Raw genomic sequence first — 21,891 nt, forward strand, 5'->3', positions numbered from 1 at the left:
CGCAATGCGAGTAACTCAGGCTTACACACGATGTCGGCTATATCTCCGTGTCAGTCACTTAAACTAAGCTACACTATGCAAAAAAAGTAAATAAGGCGAAACACTGTGAGTGAACTATCCATCGAGTGGCCAATCCATTTAACACATTTAGGTGGTACTTGGCAGGTAACAGGCTCCTGCCACCTATGGCATTTAAACGCTCAACAAACGGTGATGATCGACTGCGGTGCGTTTCAGGGTATCACGCAAGAGGATGACTTAACGCCGTATGTCGATGTCGATAGTTTGGCGGCTGTGTTTATTACTCATGCACACCTCGATCATGTCGGCCGGTTACCGCAGTTGCTCGCGCTGGGTTATCGTGGCCCGATTTACTGTACGGCCGCCACACTTGCATTAATGCAATTGGTACTGGGCGACTCTCTGCAACTCGCGGGCATCCGCGACGAAAGCGCTCTCACGGCATTTAACACATTGCTCGCGCGCCATGTGGTTCTTTGTGAATATGGTCAAACGGTGGATGTACTACCCTCACTTAGCGTCACGTTCGAGGAGGCAGGCCACATACTGGGGTCATCTTATCTCTGTTTTGATATTAAGTCGTTGCATAAACGTGTTGTGTTTTCCGGCGACTTAGGCTGCCGCAACTCACCTCTGATCAACGATCCAACACCGCTTGAACGCGCTGATTTACTTGTTTTAGAGAGTACTTACGGGGACCGCTCACATGGTGACCGCAGTCAACGAACGCAACAACTCGAGTCGATTATAAAACGTGCTGTTGTCGATGGCGGCGCCATTTTGATTCCTGCATTTAGCATTGGCCGCACGCAAGAGCTGCTCTATGAGTTTGAACAAATTTGGCACCAACACGCGTCTTCAAAGGACACCGATTTTCCCGAGATTGTCATCGATTCGCCAATGGCGAACAAAGTGACTGACATCTACCAGCACCATGAAGCCCTATGGGATGCAACCAGCCGGTCTCGCCAAGCTCATGGACGACATCCGTTAGACTTTAGCCACGCACACCCAGTGGATGAGCATAGCTTGCACCTCGCTTTGGTTAATCGTCTCAAATCGACGGCTGAACCGGTCATTGTCATCGCAGGCTCCGGGATGTGTACCGGAGGACGCATTATTAACTATCTTGATGCGTTGATAGAAGATCCTCGCACAGATGTTTTGTTTGTGGGTTACCAAGCGCAAGGGACGCTGGGTGAGCAGATTCAACGAGCGGCTACGGGTGATGTAGTGACGATTAACCAACAACAAAGAAAAGTAAATGCTCAGGTATATTCGCTAACCGGCTACTCCGCCCATGCTGATCAGGACGAATTACTCGCTTTTATTGGCAATGCTCAATTTCCCGTCCAAGCCGTTCGCTTGGTACACGGTTCTGCGCCAGCACAACATACCTTGGCTGAAAAAATACGGCAGCAGTTTAGCATTCCGGTAACGACAACTGTTGCGACGGAGAAACCATAACGCGCCAATAACCGCCTCGTGGACTGCCCACGCGTTCGAGCTTACCCTGTTGCTTGAGTCGGGCAAACTGCTTCTCGACGGCTCTCGAACTCAAGCCCAACAGTTCGGCAATACGTTGCGCGCTAATACCCCGTTCTTTATTGACTAAAAACAGTACTTTGCGGGCTGTCGGCCATTTTTCCGAACCTTTTACCGAACACACATCCGAAAACTTATCCGAACTTTTTTGCGTGTCAGGCACCTTTTGTTCACTGCAGATAGCCAGCTTTTGCGCGAGTTCATTCAAACTCGTTCGGAGAACTCCAGTCAGCCACAGGATATAAGCTTCGGATCGCTCATTACGTTCGACTTGTCGCGCTTCTGCCAGTTCGTCGATTGATGCTAGCCAACTTTGCTCAATATTGAGCCATTGAAAAAGTGGGTGCCAAGAACGCATCAATAGGGTGAGCCAAAATCGTGTGATACAACCATTCGCTTCGGCAAACGGTTGCCAACTTTCAAAGACATTAAAAAACAGTGCAGCGCGATACAGGGGATGACAATGATCGGCGTTGAGTTCAGTAAATAATTCGCTGAGTGTTCGTGCGATACCCGTAGCGGGTGGTGAAGCATAAATATTACGACCGTGATGATAAATAGCGACTGAAGTACCGCGGTACTGACCTGCGCGCATGCTCAAGTTTAGCATTAATTGTCGGTGCGCCTTTTTTAATGCCTGTTCGTTTAGCGGGTCCCAGTCCTCGATATGGTCATAAAGCGCGGAGATATTAATGCGGTGGGCATTTAGATTTTCGCATTCAATACTGGCTGCCTGCTTTTCATTCAGCCACGTTTGAGCCGTTACACTATTGACCTCAACCGATTCAAATTGAGCGATAATCCCCCCCGCCTGTTCAGCAAGGTTTAACAGCTCGGAACGGGTCGACCACTCAAGTTGAGGCCACATGTTTTTGTCCTTTTATTATTTGCCTGGCGAGACCTCCACACTGTTTCGTCCAGACTCTTTGACTTGGTATAACGCGTTATCGGCGCGCTTTACCAAACTATTACGGTCTTCACTGGGTAATAATTCTGCTACGCCAAAGCTTGCCGTGACTTGACCAACTTTGTCAAATTGTAGATTTGATAATCGCCTTCTTAAACGCTCCGCCAGTTGATTCGCACTCTCAAGATCAGTTTCTGGGGCTATGATTAAAAACTCTTCTCCCCCCCAACGACCAAAAACATCACTGCTGCGAAGCCATTGATGAATCGCTTCACTTATCAGCTTAAGCACTTTGTCACCCACATCGTGACCGTAGTCATCATTAACACGCTTGAAATGATCGATGTCGAGTAAAATGACGGCCAAGTCTCGCCCATGACGTTTACATCGCTTCACTTCCTCTTCCAGTGTCTGTTCCATGTGATAGCGGTTCCAGACTTGCGTCAGGGCATCGGTATGGACCAAGTGCTCCAACCGTTGATTCGCTTCGGTGAGCTCCTGATTTAACTGTTCAATTTGATAAGCGGACGCACCAATAGCGAGGTCTTCTACCAGCGTTTTGGCCGCTTCAATTTGGATCTCTGTCCAGATTGGTGCATATCCATCAACATCCTGTTGCCATTGCTCAAACGAATGACGAGGCGACAACACTTGGCGACCTTTGTATTCTCGTACCTCTCCTTTTTCAAGCTTACCCGCCCACCGAAAAACTTCAGTCTCCTGCGCTCTAAAGAACACTAACCAGCCCTGATTTCTCTTATCTATCGGCATCGACACTGCTAACACGCCACAATATGGCAACTCTGGAATTGCCTGCCGTATCTCAGACAGCCGACAGTCTCGTTCGCTAAATACGCCTGTCACGCTATGATTTTCATTAAGCCAGTCACGTACCTTGTGTAAGGTCGATACATCAATATGCTCGCCGATAACACGCTGTGTTTGAGCACTGATCAAGGCGACAGCTGCCGCTTCAAACAGTTTTAGCCAGAAATGACCTTGGTCTTCGAGCAGTTGCTGCGGCGACTTAATTTCTCGTTTTCGGTCGAGTAGCGCTTTTCGGCTCTCTTCAACACGGTCGAAAAACCGATCGGCTTCAAATTGTTTTTGTAGCATTAAACGTTGTTCGGCGAGCTTGACCAAAGAGTGGATATTAAGCCGTGTCGAATAAGATAACGGTTGCGCCGATACGCCGTGACACGAAACTAAACCCCACAGCTGATTCTGGTCAAAAATAGCCACTGACATCGACCGCTGTAGGCCCATGTTTTTCATATATTCTGTATGAATGGGTGACTTACCTCGGATCGTACCAAGCGACAGGTCAAGTGCCATAGAGCCCAGCTCTTCGGCATACACAATCACCGCATCCTCGGTATCCACATCGGCGATATAACGGATTGGGTTAACGTGATACAACGCTCGAACCTGGCTTGGAATGTCACTGGCTGGAAAGCTGAGCCCTATATATTGCTCGATATCTTCGCGTGTTGTGTGCTCGCTGATTACGCGACCGTTCCAGCTATCGTCGAACTGATAAACCAACACGCGCTCATAACCACTCAACTCACTAATTGAGCGACATAACTTTTGCAACGTTTGCTCAGTACTATTTGTGTTCGAAATATCAAGTAACGCCCGATCAAAATAGCAGGAACGCTTTAACCCAGGATCGGTCACGTCGATCTCAGTTTCTACGACTAACCAAGCTTGGCTATAATAAATACGGGAAAAAAACGACTGTTCACCCGCTTCCCACGCAAATATTTCGTAGTCTGACCCTTGCTTTAACTTTTCGTCTGCGGCTTTGAATGATGTTAGAAAGTCACTCGGCATGCACTCTGCCAAGAACGACCCTATTAATGCGTCACACGAACAACCTAACACGGCATCGCTATTGTCACTGACAGCAATAATCTGACCGCCGCGTTTAATATCAACTGCCAGTAGCATCCCATTTGCCTGCACACATTGCGGTGCATGCACCGGCTCTTTGGCACAGTTCTTCATCGCCTCTTCATAGGAAATCGAAGTATTATCAGCCACTCATACCACCCTAAATTAACCCACTGCTACTGTGCTATCTCGCTGCTCTATGCGTTGTGCAATCGAATTCAACGACGCGAAGGCGTTCACAGCGGCTGAAGTCATTTCGTTGAGCTGCTCATTGGTAAACGAAAAATGCTCGAACATCTCAATAAATCGTTGCCAGCTGCGATACCTGTAAAAATTAAAATAATTTAATGCATTGCCCTCAAGATTTAAAACCTTGTTAAGGCGTTGACTGAGCATTCGACCGCCTTGTGTGCTCCCTTCAATAACATAGGCATAACCAAGCGCCTGATAAATGGAGTCGGCATTAACATGATGGATATTAGGTGGTGGCGTAAACCCTCCAAGCGCATGAATATCTGCTAAAATCTGACCACTGCGCGGCTGATAGTAGTATTCAAAAAGCCGTTGATTGTCCTTGGGTAACCAAGTCTGTAAGCACATCTCATACCGCTCTAGCCATGAGTAAAGACCGTTAAGCGCTTGCAGGTAGTCTTCGTTAGACACGTGCGCTCCCATCAGCGGCTTCATTAACCCTGACTGCTCTGCTTCGCGATGTGCTTTTTCGGTCATCTGCTTGAGATGTAAGCGTGCTGAATGTTTTTTCATGCCCTATCAAACGTTGTTTGCAAGGTTATCGATCAGCCTCAACTGAAATAAATTTAGAGCAAGCACTCAATTCTTTTTGGATTGCTTCGATATCTCGGATTGAATGCTGACGCTCCATTTTTTGTCCCCATATCGGCGCTGGCCAAAACGGGTCATCCGAATAACGAACAACATGATGGACATGCAGTTGGCTGACAACATTGCCAATAGCGGCGATATTTAACTTACACTGCGGATAACACTGCAACAACCATTCACTCAAGGCTTGGCTTTCTTTCCAAAGGTTAAACTGCTCGCTTTCCGACAACTGCGTTATTTCACTGATTTCATTAACTTCAGGCACTAACAAAAACCAAGTGCAGTCGGCGGCTTTCATTAAACGGAGTTGTGACAGCGGACCCCGCGCCAGCAAAATAGAGTCGTTAGCTAATCGGGGATCGAGTACAAAGTCAGTCATGTCATGCTCTCCAAAAACAACTCAAAGTCACGTACGACAACATCAAGTCGATTAACGAGTCGATGATCGTCGTCAATTAAGTGCAGTTCAGCGGCAATGCGCTGACAGAACTTAACACTATGTTGCCAATCGACAATATCATCTCGCCAACCGTGAACCACACTGACAGAACCGTTCGGACGTAATGTATCGAAGTCGACTTTGCCTCCCATATACAGTGCCGGTGCCATTAAAAAGCAACCCGTTGCTTTAGCATGCTCGCTATTAGCCAGCGCAACGTATCCCCCCATACTCGAACCGACTAAGATAACTCGATCTCCTTGATAATCATCTAAGTAACGAGCCAATCGATCCGCACGATCATCGGGGTCCATTTGATCTTGGTAATCGATACTATCCACAGCAAAGCTTCGACTTTTTGCAACCTTCGCAAGGGCCTCTATTTTATGCCCCCAAGGACCACTTTCTTTGCCGTGATTGAAAACGATCTTTGTCATTTTCGCTCCTATAACTTACATTTTAAAATATATTGATTTTTTGTTACCAAAAATCGACGATAGATATGACTGTAACACGTAGAGAACCCATTTATGATAGGTACTATGCTAAAAGCATCTTTATTTATAATTCTGTTGTGTGCATCGACATGGGCTATTGCTGATCAACACGATGATATTATCTGGGGCATTAATGTGTCTCCCCCTTTTCATATTTGGCAAGGTGAATATGAAAAAGCGGGTTTTTGCGATACCTTAGTGGATACCTTTGAACGCGAACTGCCGGCGCTGTCTCAAAGCAAGCGTAAATTGCCCTCGCGCCGAATCACTATGTTAATGCGCAAAAACCAACACCTATGTTTCCCCTGCTTAATTAAAGACAGTGATTACAACAAAGACTTTATTTTCTCAGATGCGACACATGTATACCCGCCACACGGCGTCATCACGACAGCATCAAAGGCTCAACGGTTTATTAAAGCATTCGGTGAGCCATTATCGTTTACTGCCCTAGCGCAGAGCGACTATCGTTTCGCTCAGCCGATTGAGCGACGTTATGGTGAACTACAACCCATCATCGAGGACTACTTAATACCGTCAGAGCACTTCCAAGAAGTCTCTGGCGAAGGGGCTCACATGAACTTGATGGCGATGGTTGCCGCAGGGCGAATTGATTACACGCTTGATTATAAGATGCTGATGACCTACTTCCAACGTACCGAGGATCAAACGAACCCAGATTTTGAACCGCTCGTATTTATTCCTATCAAAGAAAACAAAGACGCAGTCATAATTGGCGCTGTCGGCTGCAGTAATAACCAATGGGGGCAGCATGCGATTAGCAACATGAACCGTGTGATTGAGCAGGTCCGAAGTGACTCTGACTTCCGCCAATCTCTGGATCTTTGGCTAGGGGCTGATCGACCACGTCCGGAATTTAATAATCGAAATTAACATCGAGCAATGAATACTATGGCATTGAATCAACCACCTTACCTCATCAACTATAATGTCTATCAAAGTGATCGCTTTTTGCAGCAGTGCGCTCAATATTTTGCTGAATCCAATGAACAAGATGAACGGGTTAAGCTAGGCTCATTGCTCGGTAGCGAGCAACATATTGAGCGTTGTTATGCTGCCAACCATTATCCGCCGGAATTATTTACCCATGACCGTTACGGTGATCGCATTAATCATATTGCTTACCACGCCAGTTATCATGAGCTGATGCAAATTGCGGCGGAGCAGAAGTTACACAACGGTGTCTGGCGCTCAGTGTCACCCTACTCCCATGTAGAACGAACGATTCGTTATTATTTAAATAGCCAGCTTGAGGCGGGTCATGGATGCCCGATTACCATGACGTTTGCTGCAATTCCTGTACTCCAGCAAAGCCCATTATATCCACAGTTACAAGAACAGCTTTTGCAACCGCTTTACGATGGACGCGACATTCCATTTTATGAAAAGTCAGCTTTGACTGTGGGTATGGGAATGACTGAAAAGCAAGGTGGTTCGGACGTGCGTAGCAATACGACCCACGCGACACCGCAGGGAGCCATCGGTGAAGGTGAAGTCTACTTATTGAACGGCCACAAGTGGTTTTTATCGGCACCCATGAGCGACTTGTTTTTAATGCTCGCACAAACTAAGCACGGGCTCGGCTGTTTTTCTGTGCCGCGCTGGCGTGAGGACGGCACACGCAATGGCATTCATATTCAACAGCTCAAACAAAAAATGGGCAATCAATCGAACGCTTCGTGTGAGGTTGAATTAAATGATGTTGAAGGCCGTTTACTGGGTTCCGAAGGTAAAGGTGTGCGTACCATTATTGATATGGTTGCAATGACACGATTCGACTGCATGATTGGTTCGTCTGCCTTGTTACGGCAATCCCTTGTGCAAGCGTTGCATCATTGTCACTATCGAAGCGCATTTGGCGCACGGCTCATCGAGCAGCCATTAATGATTAATCTTCTATGTGATATGGCGATGGAAAGTGAATGTGCGCTACTTTGGACACTGACGGTGGCACAGTGGCTCGATAGCAGCGACATCGAAGCCAAGCGCTTAGCACGCTTGCTCGTTCCTGTCGGGAAATATTGGATATGTAAACGAGCACCTCAGGTAACCTACGAGGCAATGGAGGTCATTGGCGGTATGGGCGTAATGGAAAATACCCCCATGCCGAGACTTTACCGAGAGGCCCCGATAAATGCGATTTGGGAAGGCTCCGGTAACATTCAATGTTTAGACGTACTGCGCGCCTGCGAAAAAGATCCCGAGTTACTGTCGACCTGGTTTAGTTTTATTGCGCGTAGCTGCGGTCAATACAGTCGCTATGACGCAGTAGTTGAGCGGTTACAGCAAGAACTTGAAAAGTACCCGCCATCGCCATTTAATGCACGTCGTCTAGTTGATGAAATTGCACTGTTGACGCAGGCGGCGCTCGCTATCCAACATATGCAACCAGAACGCAGCCGTCTGATTTGTGAGAACCTGTTGAACCGATCAGGACGTAATTTAGGCACATTGGTGGGTGACTTTGATACAGCACACCAGTGGGTTAAGGACAGTTTCACCATTGGTTAACAGAAGCTCGCTGAACAGCGTCTATGAGGAGGCCCTTTATCGACTCGATATCATGGGACGCCGTTATACGCTCTCGACCCTATCAAAGCAGGCGTTTGTTGAGCGTATATTAGACATGACGCGCTGTCATTCACTGACGATCATTACGGTTGATCATCCAGGCAGTCAACGCTGTGATCGCGCCACATTTAGTCGACGACATGATCAACTGACGCAACAGTTACATCATCTTGGCGTTCGCTTTTTCCACAGTTCCGCACTCGCCCCTCAATGCGACTGGCCCGTAGAACACGGCGTTGCGATTGCAGATTTACCGCTCGCTTCGGCCTATCCGCTTAATCAGCGATTTCATCAAAATGCTTTTGTGCATATTAATAAAGAACAAGGTGTGGCGCTGCATTGGACCAATCCCTAAAAAATATTCAATCCTAAATACGATCTTGTTCGTAGTAATTGTTAATAGAAATTTTACTCAAAACAGGATACCCACTATTCCAATTTGGTATAGCGTATCTAACGAATGTCACAAGTGACTTCGGATGAGTCGAACTATAATTTTGATATACGTAATGGAAAAGCGGCGTTCTGCTGGAGGCCTTATGAAATCATCAGACTGGAATACTATGAGTGCGGCGCACAACACACGCATTCGAGGCCGTAAACTATGGGCTGCGGGCATTTACAGTGCTGTCAGTATTGCACTCATTAGTGCCATTATTGTTGTCGCTGATTGGCTTAACACCCTATTCAGCGAATCACAGACATTCCTGAGTCAACACCCGAAACTCTACACTGTCAGTCTTATCGTGATGTTGACCGCAGGAACGATGCTAGTCGTCGAGCGTAGTCTAGCTAAAAAGCAACGTTACAACGAGTGGCGAGACGATTAAGCGTGTTCAAAACGCGCTCGCAAATAATGGATAATATCATCGGATTCGTACATCCACTGTGCGTTACCACTCTCTTGGGTAATGCGTAAGCATGGCACTTTGACTCGTCCACCCTGCTCGCTAAGCTCGGCGCGATGAGTTTCATTGTGCTGTGCATCGCGTAATTCAATGGGTAAGTTTAACCGCGCTATCTCCTTCCGAACCTTAATACAGAATGGGCACGTTTTAAATTGATACAAACTTAACTGCTTACACTCTTGTTCGACACGCGCTTGAGCATCTGTGCTGCGCTCAACGCCTTTCGGCGTTGTTAGTTTTTCCATAATCAACATAAAAGGTGTGAGGATTAAACGCACCAATCTAAAAAAATAACGAATTAAAATACGCACCGTACTGCCTCGCTTTTGGTAGCATCTCAATGGGCTGCTCAGGTTAGCATAATTTGCTTATCGTCGATAGCGATGGGATTGTGTTCAAGTGACTATCTTAGCGCCTGCCCCAGTGACTGAAAGTAGTCTAACCAACACTCAGCGACAGCATTTGCCTCGTCTTGTTTTGGATAAAGTCCGAGCTCAGCGGTTTTACTTTTTAACGTACCGGCCACGAGAAACTGGTTTTTCAGTGTCTGCTGTTGAACAACCCGTTCGAAACACCGTGCCGCAACCTCTTCCGGCATCGAAAAGTAGTAGCTTCCTTCAGCCTTATCAAAAGCCATGCAGCGTTTCATTAAAGCACTTGCTGACTGTCCATCTGATGATAGGAACAATCGCTGAAACCCCAACACAAGCCGTTCATTTAGAGTGTGCGGGCGCACGGGCTCATTCAGCAGCCAAGCTTTGCTTGCGAACCGGCCTGGTTGCGTGGCTGAGCTGAATAGATGTGAGGCAATATAGTGATCAAAGGCGTGAAACCACTCGTGCGCTAAACTGCCTCCTCCTGCATTTTTCGCTAGCGCCAGTAGCCGCCGTGAAGGGATATAATGGGCGCTGGCACCGAGCCGACCGCCAATTCCATAATTGATCGACAAACTACCGCGTAGTGATATCACTGACTCATTGACGCCCAGTATCATCTGCAAGTCACATAAAGCATCGAAAAATAAATTGGCAGCCACCTGCTGCTCATGCGCGGTGACCCAACGGCCGATACGTACCGAGTTAAATCCAAACAGTTTAACAATGTCGGCAAAGCTGACATCCGCGCCACCGCGATGAGGTGGACCATTTCTAAAATATTCGCGCATGCTCGCTATTCTATCACGGTCATCACTGCTTGTACTGAGTGGGACAATAGCCTCGGCCGTAATCAAAACCTCGAATTTTACGGTGCTTGGTCGCTCGACCCGATACACGCGCACGCCAGTTGTTAAACGCGGTTCTTTTAAGCTGTTTGCGCATTAACTTAATCACTTGGTCTTCACTCAGACCGTAGGTCTCGTTGATCGCCTCAAACGGCGTGCGATCTTCCCACGCCATTTCAATAATGCGTGAAATATCAGCTTCATTAAGTGCCTTCATCCTAATGCTCCACTTGAATCCAGCACTCAAATACGTATTAAAGTGCTTCTTGGATGCCGGGTTGCCATACACCGCATTGCACTTGTGCAATATGGTCCGCTTGTAAAAGTAACATCACCACTCGAGACTGTCCGATGCCACCGCCGATGGTCAATGGCAGTTCACCCGCAGTTAAACGTTGATGCCAGGCCAGTTTTAAGCGATCTGTCTGTTCGGTCAGTTCGAGTTGCTTTTTAAGCGCCGCTGCATCAACACGTATGCCCATTGAGCTAAGCTCAATCGCTTTTTGTAGCTTAGGGCTCCATACCAACAAATCACCGTTCAAGCCTGTGCCGAAGTTTTCAGTTTGCGTGCTCCAATCATCATAATCAGGCGCGCGTTCATCATGCTTTTTACCATCGCTAAGTGGTGCGCCAATACCGTAAACAAACACCGCACCTAGCGCTTCAGTAATTTTGTTTTCCCGTTGTTTAGCTGTTAGCTCGGGGTATTCCGCGCGCAGCGTCTCACTACTAATAAAGGTCAATTGCCGCGGCAGGATAGACAGCCCCCCGTAAATTGCTCGCAATTTACCTTCTGTTGCCGTAAGCGCTGCATAGATAAGTTGTACCTGCTGTTTAAGGTACTGCATGCTGCGCTGCTCTTCAGCAATCACTTTTTCCCAGTCCCATTGGTCAACAAATACTGAATGCGTTTCATCGAGCGTTTCTTCATCCGGTCTTAGCGCCGACATAGTTACTACAATACCTTGACCCACCGGTGCTTGATAATCAGCGAGTAGCTGACGTTTCCACTTAGCGAGCGAGTGTACCACTTGATATTGTTTGTCTGGCAGTGCCGAAACCTTGACCTCAACGGGGCGTTCGATACCCGATAGATCGTCTTGTAACCCCGTTCCCTGCTCTGTCAGTAATGGTCCTTCACATTTAACTAACTGCATCTGCCGACATAGCCGAGAGAGAAACTCGCGTTTTATGAAGTCAATTTTTTGTTGTTTTGCCAAATACCCTTCCCACATAAAGTACTCCTGAATCGATTAATTGCGTGATGACTGTAGAAACAGAAAACCATGGAAGAGAGCAAAAACTCAATAGTATTTATTCATTTATGCTAAACTAAAAAATAATTTCTATCTTATTAAAGATAAATTTAAATTAAATCCAATAAAGAAACCTAATTCACATGAAAAATTATAAATTAGATAATCTCGATAAATTTATCCTAGAAACATTACTCAATGATGCAAGGGTGTCCTATGCAACCATGGCGACAACTCAAAAAGTAAGTACCGCGACCGTTCATGTCCGCGTTGAGAAAATGCGCAAGCTGGGCTTAATCAAAGGCACGCGGCTCGCCATTGATCCCAAAAAACTGGGGTACGACGTCTGTTGCTTCATTGGAATAACACTAACGACAGCAGGCGATTATCCGTTAGCAATCGAGAAACTTGCTCATGTCGACGCTATCACCGAAGCGCATTACACGACGGGTCACTACAATATCTTTGCAAAGCTGATGACGCGCTCAATTGAGGATTTACAAGATATTCTGATCAATCGAATTCAGGTCATCAAAGAGGTACAAGCAACCGACACCTGGATTTCGTTGCAACAACCGATAGCGAGGCAAGTTAAGCCGTGATTTACGATGTTAATGGCATCTTTTATACGGTTAAACGAAAGCCGTGCCGCAAAAGTAGGATTTCTGTTAGTCTAGTTGTATTAAAACAACTAGGAGTATAACAAATGCTGAAAAACGCGCTAAGGACTTGCTTGGCGGGCGTCGCATTACTCAGTTCTACTGTGAGTGTAGCGCAAGCCGACCCAGTTAAATTGGATTACTACCTTCCTCAAGATGTGCAGTATGATCCTGCGGTTCCGACTCCTGAAGAAGCCCTCGGCTATCAAGTCGGTGAATGGCATGTGCGCCATGATCAAATCGTACAATATATGTATCAGTTGGCAGCGTCATCTGATCGCATCACTATTGAAGAAACTGGACGTACTCATGAACAGCGTCCCTTGTTGCTGTTAACCATCACATCGCCCGACAATCAAAAAGACATCGATGCGGTGCGCGAACAGCATTTAGCGGCCGCCGATCCTAATCGTGATGCGGACGAAAATACGCCTTTAGTGCTCTATATGGGCTACAGCATTCACGGTGATGAGTCCAGTGGCTCAAACGCTGCTCTGCTGTTTGCTTATTATCTGGCTGCGGCTCAAAATCCGGCACTCGATAAGGCATTACAAGACACTGTGGTACTGCTGGATCCATCACTTAACCCCGATGGGCTGGCGCGTTTTGCGCAGTGGGCAAACCAACACCGCAGCAAAAACCTCGTTGCCGATCCGCAGTCTCGTGAACACGTCCAACCGTTTGTCCGTGGTCGTGTAAACCACTATTGGTTCGATCTCAATCGCGACTGGCTATTGCTACAACACCCAGAGTCACGGGCTCGTATCGCCAACTTCCAGAAATGGAAACCCAACGTTCTGACTGACTTTCACGAAATGGGTACGAACAGCACATTTTTCTTTCAACCCGGTATCCCTTCGCGCAAGAATCCGTTAACACCGGATGAAAACGTGCGTCTTACTGAGATTTTGGCGGCTGCCCATGCAAACTCGTTAGATAACCTGGGTAACCTCTACTACACCGAGGAATCCTTCGATGACTTCTACTACGGAAAAGGTTCTACCTACCCGGATATTCAGGGCGCCGTCGGTGTGTTATTCGAACAAGCATCGAGTCGCGGTCACCTGCAAGACTCAGTCAATGGTGAAGTCAGCTTCCCGTTTACCATTCGTAACCAGTTCATCACATCGCTGAGCACGCTCTATGGCGCTCATGCGAACAAAAAACGTTTTATTGACTTCCAAGAACGTGTTTATGACGACGCTATGGAAGCGGGTGACGATGCGAATTTTGACGGCTACTTAATTGGAGCAAGCGATGTAAACCGTCTTAGCGGACTCGTTGAGTTGCTTAAACAACATGGTATCGACGGTTATCGTGTAGAACGTGATGTTGAAACTAACAACAAGCGGTTTAAAGCAGGCTTGAGTTACTTCATCCCTGCCGAGCAAGCGCAGTACGGTCTGATTCAAGCCATCTTCAGCACGCGAAAAGATTTCCCAGACAATACGTTTTATGACGTATCTGGCTGGACTTTGCCAATGGCATTTAACACGCAGTTCACGACTTACCGTGGCCGTATCAGCCTTGATGATACGGCGTGGAATGCACCACAGCGTGATGCCGTATCTATCAACGCCAACGCGTACGCATTAGCGTTTGATTGGTATGATTACAAGGCCCCTGCGATGCTACAAGCATTGTTAGAACAAGGTGTCCACGCACGTCAGAGTTTTAAACCTTTGCACCTACCGACACTAAATGGTAAGACGGCTAACTTATCCGCTGGTTCGGTGGTTGTAACGCGCGCTTACCAAAATCAAGACTGGTCGAATGTAGTCGCGGCGGTTAAAAATATCGCTGAGCAACAAAATGTTACCGTTTACTCGGTAAAAACCGGTCTCACGCCCAAAGGTATCGATTTAGGTAGTCGCAATATTCAGCCGGTAAAAGAACCCAGCGTAATGATGCTGACGGGCGATGGTGTGAACCTTTATGAAGCGGGTGAAGCATGGTATTACCTCGATCGCCACGTAGGTCTTCCACTATCGATGGTCGATACCGACCGTATCAGTCGCGTTGACTTAAACCGCTACAGCCACATCATTTTGGTGGATGGTAGCTATTACACGCTTTCTGACGGCGAAATAGCGCGGTTAACTGATTGGGTGCGTCAAGGCGGTGTATTAATTGGCCAACAAGGTGGCGCTGAATGGATGAGTCGCCATGGCTTACTCTACACTCAGTTTGTGGAAGACAAAACGTTTAGTGATGCGTTTTCAACCGCAGGCCTGACTTATAAAGACCGCGATAGTTACTATGCACAACGCCGTATCGCAGGCGCTATTTTCCAAATGGACATTGATCCGCAAAACCCATTAATGTTTGGCTTCCCTCATCGCAGCATGCCCGTGTTTAAGGACGAGTTGAATGCGATGGAGGCTCCACAAAGCCCCTTTGTCAATGTCGCTCAATACAGTGACCAGCCGCTACTCAGTGGTTATGCAGACAAGCGCAACCAAGCGGTGTTAGCCGGTAAAACTAACATTGCCGCACACCGCTTAGGTGAAGGCCGTGTCATTGGGTTTGCCGACAACATTAATTTCCGTGCGTTTTTCTGGGGCACGGCAAAGCTATTGAGTAACGCGATTTATTTAGCACCGGCTATTGAAGCCTATGCGGATCCTATCAAGGATAAGGCAGCCGCTGCACATTAATCAGTCAGCTTTTATAGCGTTACCGATGAGCCGTCATATGAAAAATATGACGGCTTTTTTTCTAAAATTTTGATCCAACCGTTCAATTTACGACTAACGTAATAGTGAACCTTTAAAAAAATAAGGAGACATTATGTTACGTTGGGTTCTGATTTTTCTGGTCATTGCCGTCGTGGCAGCGGTGTTTGGATTTGGTGGTATTGCCGGTGCGGCCGCTGAAATCGCGAAGATTATCTTTTACATCTTCATTATTCTTTTCGCTATTTCTATTATCATGGGACTGCTTGGAAAACGACGTCGATAACTGATATGACGTCTATTAGACGTTAGTCGCATGCCTGTTGGGGTTGAATTTGCGCTACAATGGGTAGCGAATCTCAAAATCAACCACAACAAGAGGCTTCATCCATGAATGCAATATTCGTGATGCTATTGGGTCTAGCTGCGATGTTCTTGGGCTACGTATTTTATTCAAAATTCGTCGCTGAGAAGATCTACAAGCTAGACCCAAATTTCAAAACACCCGCTCATGAATTTGAAGACGGTGTGGACTTTGTCCCAACTAATAAGTATGTACTTTGGGGTCACCACTTTACTTCCGTAGCCGGCGCAGCACCGATTATTGGTCCAGCCATCGCGGTGATTTGGGGTTGGGTGCCCGCATTCCTGTGGGTCATCTTTGGCACCATCTTCTTTGCCGGTGTTCACGATGCAGGTGCGATTTGGGCAAGTAACCGAAATAAAGCCAAATCAATGGGTAGCTTAACAGGTGACGTGGTCAGCAAGCGCGCACAGACGCTGTTCATGATCGTTATCTTCCTTGTGCTTCTCATGGTCAACGCGGTATTTGCCACGGCTATCTCTGGCCTCTTGATTAAATTTCCAAGTTCTGTCATCCCTGTTTGGGGCGCTATTTTCGTTGCCTTAATCATCGGCCAAATTATTTTCCGAAAATGGATGGGACTCGGTACCATCTCAATTTTAGGCGTTGTTGCACTCTATTTACTGATTTGGGCCGGGCCTTCCGCGCCATTATCTCTGCCAGAAACAATGGGCGGTCTGACAGACAACGCAAGTTGGGTTCTTATTTTATTTGGTTATGCTGCCATTGCTTCGTTGCTTCCCGTTTGGATGCTGTTACAGCCGCGCGATTATATCAACGGTCTGCAACTGTTTATCGGTCTGATCCTGCTGTATGCTGCGGTTCTATTGCTAGGTCCAGACATGACCGCTCCAGCATTCAATACCAATTTGCCAGAAAATACGCCGTCAATGTTGCCTCTGTTGTTTGTTACCATTGCTTGTGGTGCGATTTCCGGCTTCCACGGTTTGGTCGCTTCAGGCACGACATCTAAGCAACTGGATAAAGAAACTGACCTGCGTTTTGTGGGTTACTTCGGTGCAATTGGTGAAGGCTCGCTCTCACTTGCGACCATTATCGCAGCATGTGCTGGTTTTGCGACATTAGCCGACTGGGAAGCTGTTTACAGCTCCTTCGGGCAAGGTGGTGTAGCGGCCTTCGTAGAGGGTGGCGCGAATATTATCAGCCAAGGTGTCGGTCTTGATAATGAAATTGCTGAAACTTTGCTTACAGTGATGGCAGTTTTGTTTGCTGGTACCACGATGGATACCGGTTTGCGTCTACAGCGTTATATCTTCCAAGAATGGGGTAACATCTACAATATTTCTTGGATGCAGAAAGCGTTGCCGGCGACATTGTTGGCGGTCATTTCATGTGTTGCACTCGCCTTTGGTGCGGGATCAGACGGTTCAGGTGGCTTAGCGATTTGGCCGCTGTTTGGTACCACTAACCAATTACTTGCAGGCTTGACCTTGATGGTTATCACAGTCATGTTGGTACGCTTAGGTCGTCCAATGTACGTGACATTACTGCCGTTGATTTTCTTGCTGATTATGACAGTGTTCGCGCTGTTCATTCAGTTAAAAGGTTTCTACATGGAAAAGAACTGGTTCTTGTTCGGTTTAGATATTGTGGTACTGATTGCCGCTGTATGGATCGCTCTAGAGGCCACGTCCGCACTGTCGAACCTTAAGAAAGAGCAGAAGTCTTAGTGAGAGACTTTAAGGAGTAAGACCATGCGCAACATGAACATTAAATCGATTCAACAGTGGTTGAGCCGTGCGGGTGAACTGGTAAACGAGTTTTACAACGCCCCCTATCGGTCAGCGATCGCTCGCGCCAAGCGTGACGAAGATGATTTGTTCATGATGCTGGTCTTCTCCGAAATGATGGGGGTTCCTAACCCCGCATCCTATTACACTTTAGAGCTCCAGCCTTTAATGCTGGAGCGTTTTCATGATTGGCATCAACGCATGGGAATGGAACACTCACCTCTGGATCATTTCCGCTGCTGTTAGCCCACGACTTTAAGGTGTCTTTATGAAGTCGATTCTCGACCGTAAAGTAGTATTGGTCGGCGGTAAAGGTGGGGTCGGAAAAACCACAGTCTCGGCATCTCTTGCCCTGCTCGCCGCTCAGCAAGGTAAACACGTTCTCGTTGTTTCAACGGATCCAGCACACAGTCTCGCGGACGCTTTTGATATAAAAATTGGTGATAAGTTCACGCCAATTAGCGAGCGTGTCACCGCACTCGAAATCGACCCTGATCGTGAAGTCAACGCGCACATTGACCGTGTCACGCAGCAAATGAAGCGTTTTACGAACCCTGATTTATTTCCTGAAGTTGAACGCCAGATGCGCTTATCGAAGCAATCTCCTGGGGCGCAGGAAGCTGCCCTACTCGAGCGTATTGCGAAACTGATTGATGAATCGGAGCGTGACTACGATCTATTGATTTTTGATACGGCACCTACAGGCCACACCTTACGTTTACTGACGCTACCGGAAGCCATGGCCGCTTGGACACAAGGTATGTTGCGTTCGCAAAACCGTTCAGAGGAATTCGAAGGTGTGCTCAAACACCTATCGCCGAAGTCCGGCAAAGATGTCCATAACCCAATGGCCAACCCTGACCAACATGCCAGTGATGGTTTATCTGAACGCAGCAAGGCAGTAAGCGAACAATTGCTGAATCGGCAACGCTTATTTCAACGTACTCGCCGTGTATTACAAGATGCTGAGCATACCGCTATTGTATTTGTCATGACGCCAGAACGCTTGCCGATACAAGAAACTGAGCGTGCTATGAAAGCGTTGCGCGCTGAGCACTTACCTGTCGGTGGTATTTTTGTCAATCGCGTGCTTCCTGAAGACGCCGATGGTGCTTTTCTTGCCAAACGACGTGTCCAAGAAGCTGCCTATCTTGAGGAAATTGATAAGACCTTTGCTCAACACGAACTGGTGCGACTGCCTTTACTATCTGAAGATCCACAAGGTTTAGCCGCGCTCAGCTCGTTTTCATCATTATTTTCGTCTGCACTCGGTACCAAGGAGTAATCGGAATACGTGCGCGAGGTTTGGTCATGGAAGTCTTTAAAAAACAAATAGGACCCTTGAGCATTTTGTTTCATGCTTACTGGCACGGTATAGGCATCAGCAAAACGCTGAAATTCAATTTCCATTGAGAAATCTTCGACGGTTACGGAAGTCGCAGGCGAAAATTCATTTTTATTTTTTAATGCAATGCGCTGCAGTAAATCAGTTTTGGGTAAATAGGTGATGCGCGCTTCGATTTCATCGGCAAATTCAGAAAAGTCATCAAGCTTGGGTTTAAACGAGAATTGCCAAACGGACTGACCATTTTCAACCGATTCGCCAATAAATTCGAGCGAATCAATAATAATTAAGTCGGCGAGTGATTGGCTAGGTCCCTCTTCTTGTGCACGCGCCTTCGCTTCTGTGACACGCATTTGACGATATTCTTCAAGTCGCTCTTTGCTCGGCGCTCGTTGATTTTCACTGACTAGCTGCCAGCGATAGCCGTCTTCGTTGGCACCTAGATACTCTTCGACTCGTGTCGTATCACCAACTTTTGATTCACGATGATAATTAAACTCGACACCACGCTGTGCGCGTAAGTCCTCAATGGTTTTGATAATTTGTGCTTCTTTAGCATCTTGGTTGGGGTCTGACGTTTGGGCTGTCGCCAACAAAGGGACTAAAGTTAGTAATAAAACGAATAGCTTATGATTCATTGTTCTCTCGTTAATAATCAAAAATGAAAAATCCACGTAGTATAGTCATATTGTGTACCACACTTACTCGAAAAGGAGAAACCAGATGAAAGCCGTTGGCGTGAAAAAATCACTCCCCATCACCGAACAAGAGGCGCTTGTTGATATCGAAATCCCAAAGCCAAGTGTGGGTGACAACGAACTTTTAATAAAAGTAACCGCCGTCGCTGTTAATCCTGTAGATACCAAAATCCGCATGCGTATCGGACAAGCGGATGATTATAAAGTTCTTGGGTGGGATGCTGTAGGTATTGTCGAAAATAAAGGGAAACACGTAAGTGGCTTCGAAATCGGTGATCGTGTGTACTATGCTGGCGACATTAGCAAGCCAGGCTGTAATGCGGAATATCACTGCGTTGATTACCGTATTGTCGGTCACGCTCCACAATCACTCGATGATCTCGCGGCAGCAGCGCTCCCTTTAACCTCACTGACCGCGTGGGAACTCAGTTTTGACCGTCTGCAATTAAATCACCCATCAGTACATGAGCAGCGCTGTGTACTTATATTTGGCGGCGCCGGCGGAGTCGGTTCGATCATGATCCAGTTACTCAAACAATTGACCGATGTCACCGTGATTGCTACTGCGTCGCGAGACGAAACACAAGCATGGGTAAAACAACTCGGCGCCGATTATGTGATTAATCATCATGGCGATATCAAACAGCAGCTCGAAGGCTTACCACAACCTACGGATATTGCCCTGCTGACCCACAGCGGCGACTACTTTGAAACGGCAACCGAAGTAATAGCCCCGCAAGGCCGTATCGGCATCATTGATGATCCAGAGGATGCTTTAGATATCCGCTTACTCAAGCAAAAGAGTATCAGCTTACACTGGGAGTTTATGTACACACGTTCACTTTTTGAAACCGCTGATATCAGCGCTCAACGAGATATTTTGAATCAAGTATCAGAGCTTATAAACAACGGTCAAATCTGTTCAACCGAGGGCACACGCTTAAACGCAATGTCGGCAAGCACATTGAAACAAGCACATCAACTGCTTGAATCGGGAAAAGCTATCGGCAAGATCGTGCTACCCGTCGCATATTAAATTTACAAACATACAAGCATGTATGTATAATAAAAACGTTAAATGATAATAGTTATGACTAGAGGTCGTTCATGAAAAAGCGGAATACTCCTATTGCAGCGGTGCTCGCTGTTGCCCTCACCTCCGCTACCCTTTACGGGTGTAGTGATGAGCAGCAAGCCGCTGCTCAAGGTGGACAACAACAAGCGGTGCCAGTTGAAGCGTTAACCATCAAAACGCAGTCTGTCGAAATTCAAAACGAATTGCCCGGCCGTACCTCTGCCTATCGCGTGGCGGAAGTGCGTCCGCAGGTGAGCGGCGTGCTGCTTGAACGTAAGTTTGTGGAAGGCACAAAAGTCGAAAAAGGTCAGCAGTTATATCAAATCGACCCAGCCATTTATCAGGCTGAGGTCGCCAGTGCTCAAGCCGATTTTGAAAGCGCTAAAGCCGCACTTAAAGTGTCAGAATTACGTCAGAAGCGTTTAAAAGAACTGCTTGCAGATAAGGCTGTGAGTCAAGATGAATTTGATTCGGCTGAAGCGACGTATTTACAAAACAAAGCCGCTCTTGCGCTAGCAGAAGCTCAGCTTAAACGCGCCAAAATCAACTTGGAATACACCAAGGTTAAAGCGCCTATAACCGGGATTGTTGGACGTTCTAATGTTACCGAAGGCGCTTTGGTGACAGCTTCGCAAAGCACGCCCTTGGTGACCATCAATCAGCTTGACCCGATATACGTCGACATCAATCAGTCAAGCCGCGAGTTCCTCGAGCTCAAGGCAGAAATTGAATCGGGCCGTATTGAGGCAAATAAAAATGGTAACGCCCCCGTGTCACTGAGTTTGAACGGTTTAGACTACCAAACTCAGGGTGAACTGCTGTTCTCTGAGGTTAGCGTTGACCAAGACACAGGCGCGATTTTGCTCCGCGCTGAATTCCCTAACCCGGAGAATAAGTTATACCCAGGCATGTTCGTACGTGCGAAGGTCAGCGAAGGTACCTTGAATAACGCTATTTTGGTTCCACAAGAGGCAGTTACACGCGACGTCCGCGGCCGTCCTTATGTCATGCTGATTAATGATGAAAATAAAGTCGAGCAACGTATGGTGACCACCGCACGTGCTATCGACAACGAGTGGTTAATTAGCGACGGGCTCAACGCCGGTGACCGTATTGTCACCGCCGGCCTTCAGAAAATTAGACCCGGTGCACAAGTGACTGTGTCACAAGGTCAACAGCCAGCTTCCAAATAAGGGAA

The 21,891-nt window shown here is 47.1% G+C and carries 23 protein-coding genes; 13 read left to right on the forward strand and 10 right to left on the reverse strand.

Features of this window, described 5'->3' with window-relative positions; genetic code table 11:
• The first annotated feature begins 105 nt into the window (after positions 1 to 105).
• Positions 106 to 1,488, forward strand: a complete 1,383-nt coding sequence (locus tag ABNS04_RS07580; protein ID WP_272978411.1) for an MBL fold metallo-hydrolase — start codon at positions 106 to 108, stop codon at positions 1,486 to 1,488.
• On the opposite strand, the gene ABNS04_RS07585 is transcribed toward ABNS04_RS07580, so the two are convergent.
• The 5 genes from ABNS04_RS07585 to ABNS04_RS07605 are packed head-to-tail and all read right to left on the reverse strand — an operon-like array spanning position 1,445 to position 6,088.
• Entirely contained in the window at positions 1,445 to 2,434 is a 990-nt protein-coding gene (locus tag ABNS04_RS07585) for a Fic family protein (protein ID WP_272978412.1), read from the reverse strand. The genes ABNS04_RS07580 and ABNS04_RS07585 overlap by 44 nt on opposite strands.
• 15 nt (positions 2,435 to 2,449) lie before the next feature.
• Positions 2,450 to 4,519 (reverse strand): sensor domain-containing diguanylate cyclase, encoded by a 2,070-nt coding sequence (locus ABNS04_RS07590; RefSeq protein WP_272978413.1) that lies wholly within the window; start codon positions 4,517 to 4,519, stop codon positions 2,450 to 2,452.
• Between the two features lie 15 nt (positions 4,520 to 4,534).
• A complete protein-coding gene (locus ABNS04_RS07595) occupies positions 4,535 to 5,134 on the reverse strand; it encodes a biliverdin-producing heme oxygenase (RefSeq protein ID WP_272978414.1) in 600 nt (199 codons plus the stop codon).
• Between the two features lie 25 nt (positions 5,135 to 5,159).
• A complete protein-coding gene (locus ABNS04_RS07600) occupies positions 5,160 to 5,591 on the reverse strand; it encodes an HIT domain-containing protein (protein WP_272978415.1) in 432 nt (143 codons plus the stop codon).
• Positions 5,588 to 6,088 (reverse strand): YqiA/YcfP family alpha/beta fold hydrolase, encoded by a 501-nt coding sequence (locus ABNS04_RS07605; protein WP_006955972.1) that lies wholly within the window; start codon positions 6,086 to 6,088, stop codon positions 5,588 to 5,590. The genes ABNS04_RS07600 and ABNS04_RS07605 overlap by 4 nt, the downstream gene beginning before the upstream one ends.
• Positions 6,089 to 6,181: 93 nt before the next feature.
• Here ABNS04_RS07605 and ABNS04_RS07610 point away from each other — a divergent pair, with 93 nt between their 5' ends.
• From ABNS04_RS07610 to ABNS04_RS07625, 4 genes are all read left to right on the forward strand, one after another.
• Complete coding sequence (locus ABNS04_RS07610; protein ID WP_348671316.1) at positions 6,182 to 7,042, forward strand: hypothetical protein; 861 nt, start codon at positions 6,182 to 6,184, stop codon at positions 7,040 to 7,042.
• An 18-nt stretch (positions 7,043 to 7,060) separates the two neighbouring features.
• Positions 7,061 to 8,680 (forward strand): acyl-CoA dehydrogenase family protein, encoded by a 1,620-nt coding sequence (locus ABNS04_RS07615; RefSeq protein ID WP_348671317.1) that lies wholly within the window; start codon positions 7,061 to 7,063, stop codon positions 8,678 to 8,680.
• Complete coding sequence (locus tag ABNS04_RS07620) at positions 8,673 to 9,095, forward strand: DUF3293 domain-containing protein (RefSeq protein ID WP_272977847.1); 423 nt, start codon at positions 8,673 to 8,675, stop codon at positions 9,093 to 9,095. The genes ABNS04_RS07615 and ABNS04_RS07620 overlap by 8 nt, the downstream gene beginning before the upstream one ends.
• 184 nt (positions 9,096 to 9,279) lie before the next feature.
• Positions 9,280 to 9,570: a hypothetical protein gene (locus ABNS04_RS07625; RefSeq protein WP_006955976.1), complete on the forward strand. Its 291-nt coding sequence runs from the start codon at positions 9,280 to 9,282 to the stop codon at positions 9,568 to 9,570.
• On the opposite strand, the gene ABNS04_RS07630 is transcribed toward ABNS04_RS07625, so the two are convergent.
• The 4 genes from ABNS04_RS07630 to asnA form a co-directional block, all read right to left on the reverse strand.
• The gene (locus tag ABNS04_RS07630; RefSeq protein WP_272977859.1) at positions 9,567 to 9,902 is read right to left on the reverse strand and encodes a glutathione S-transferase N-terminal domain-containing protein; all 336 of its coding nucleotides are present in this window, start codon (positions 9,900 to 9,902) and stop codon (positions 9,567 to 9,569) included. The two genes, ABNS04_RS07625 and ABNS04_RS07630, sit on opposite strands and share 4 nt — an antisense overlap.
• A 149-nt stretch (positions 9,903 to 10,051) precedes the next feature.
• A complete protein-coding gene (locus tag ABNS04_RS07635; RefSeq protein WP_272977848.1) occupies positions 10,052 to 10,813 on the reverse strand; it encodes a CLCA_X family protein in 762 nt (253 codons plus the stop codon).
• Between the two features lie 22 nt (positions 10,814 to 10,835).
• Positions 10,836 to 11,087 carry a TIGR03643 family protein gene (locus ABNS04_RS07640; RefSeq protein WP_006955979.1) on the reverse strand — a complete coding sequence of 84 codons (252 nt, stop codon included), beginning with the start codon at positions 11,085 to 11,087 and terminating at the stop codon, positions 10,836 to 10,838.
• A gap of 37 nt (positions 11,088 to 11,124) precedes the next feature.
• Positions 11,125 to 12,105, reverse strand: a complete 981-nt coding sequence (gene asnA / locus ABNS04_RS07645; RefSeq protein ID WP_348671319.1) for an aspartate--ammonia ligase — start codon at positions 12,103 to 12,105, stop codon at positions 11,125 to 11,127.
• Between the two features lie 164 nt (positions 12,106 to 12,269).
• Here asnA and asnC point away from each other — a divergent pair, with 164 nt between their 5' ends.
• The 6 genes from asnC (at position 12,270) to ABNS04_RS07675 (ending at position 18,860) form a co-directional block, all read left to right on the forward strand.
• Complete coding sequence (gene asnC, locus ABNS04_RS07650; RefSeq protein ID WP_272977851.1) at positions 12,270 to 12,728, forward strand: transcriptional regulator AsnC; 459 nt, start codon at positions 12,270 to 12,272, stop codon at positions 12,726 to 12,728.
• 104 nt (positions 12,729 to 12,832) lie between these two features.
• Positions 12,833 to 15,442 (forward strand): M14 family metallopeptidase, encoded by a 2,610-nt coding sequence (locus ABNS04_RS07655; RefSeq protein WP_348671320.1) that lies wholly within the window; start codon positions 12,833 to 12,835, stop codon positions 15,440 to 15,442.
• A gap of 133 nt (positions 15,443 to 15,575) precedes the next feature.
• The gene (locus ABNS04_RS07660; RefSeq protein ID WP_006955983.1) at positions 15,576 to 15,746 is read left to right on the forward strand and encodes a DUF1328 family protein; all 171 of its coding nucleotides are present in this window, start codon (positions 15,576 to 15,578) and stop codon (positions 15,744 to 15,746) included.
• Positions 15,747 to 15,850: 104 nt separating this feature from the next.
• Entirely contained in the window at positions 15,851 to 17,515 is a 1,665-nt protein-coding gene (locus ABNS04_RS07665; protein WP_272977853.1) for a carbon starvation protein A, read from the forward strand.
• 24 nt (positions 17,516 to 17,539) lie between these two features.
• Entirely contained in the window at positions 17,540 to 17,821 is a 282-nt protein-coding gene (locus tag ABNS04_RS07670; protein WP_006955985.1) for a cory-CC-star protein, read from the forward strand.
• A 22-nt stretch (positions 17,822 to 17,843) separates the two neighbouring features.
• Positions 17,844 to 18,860 carry an ArsA family ATPase gene (locus ABNS04_RS07675; protein ID WP_272977854.1) on the forward strand — a complete coding sequence of 339 codons (1,017 nt, stop codon included), beginning with the start codon at positions 17,844 to 17,846 and terminating at the stop codon, positions 18,858 to 18,860.
• On the opposite strand, the gene ABNS04_RS07680 is transcribed toward ABNS04_RS07675, so the two are convergent.
• Positions 18,752 to 19,558, reverse strand: coding sequence for a hypothetical protein (locus tag ABNS04_RS07680; protein ID WP_272977855.1), 807 nt, complete (start codon positions 19,556 to 19,558; stop codon positions 18,752 to 18,754). The genes ABNS04_RS07675 and ABNS04_RS07680 overlap by 109 nt on opposite strands.
• An 85-nt stretch (positions 19,559 to 19,643) precedes the next feature.
• Between ABNS04_RS07680 and ABNS04_RS07685 the strand changes: the two genes are divergently transcribed.
• Both ABNS04_RS07685 and ABNS04_RS07690 read left to right on the forward strand, forming a co-directional pair.
• Positions 19,644 to 20,654, forward strand: a complete 1,011-nt coding sequence (locus tag ABNS04_RS07685; RefSeq protein WP_272977856.1) for a zinc-binding alcohol dehydrogenase family protein — start codon at positions 19,644 to 19,646, stop codon at positions 20,652 to 20,654.
• Positions 20,655 to 20,725: 71 nt separating this feature from the next.
• A complete protein-coding gene (locus ABNS04_RS07690; protein WP_272977857.1) occupies positions 20,726 to 21,886 on the forward strand; it encodes an efflux RND transporter periplasmic adaptor subunit in 1,161 nt (386 codons plus the stop codon).
• The last annotated feature ends 5 nt before the right edge of the window (positions 21,887 to 21,891 follow it).

Source organism: uncultured Idiomarina sp., from assembly GCF_964010655.1.
GTDB lineage: Bacteria > Pseudomonadota > Gammaproteobacteria > Enterobacterales > Alteromonadaceae > Idiomarina > Idiomarina baltica.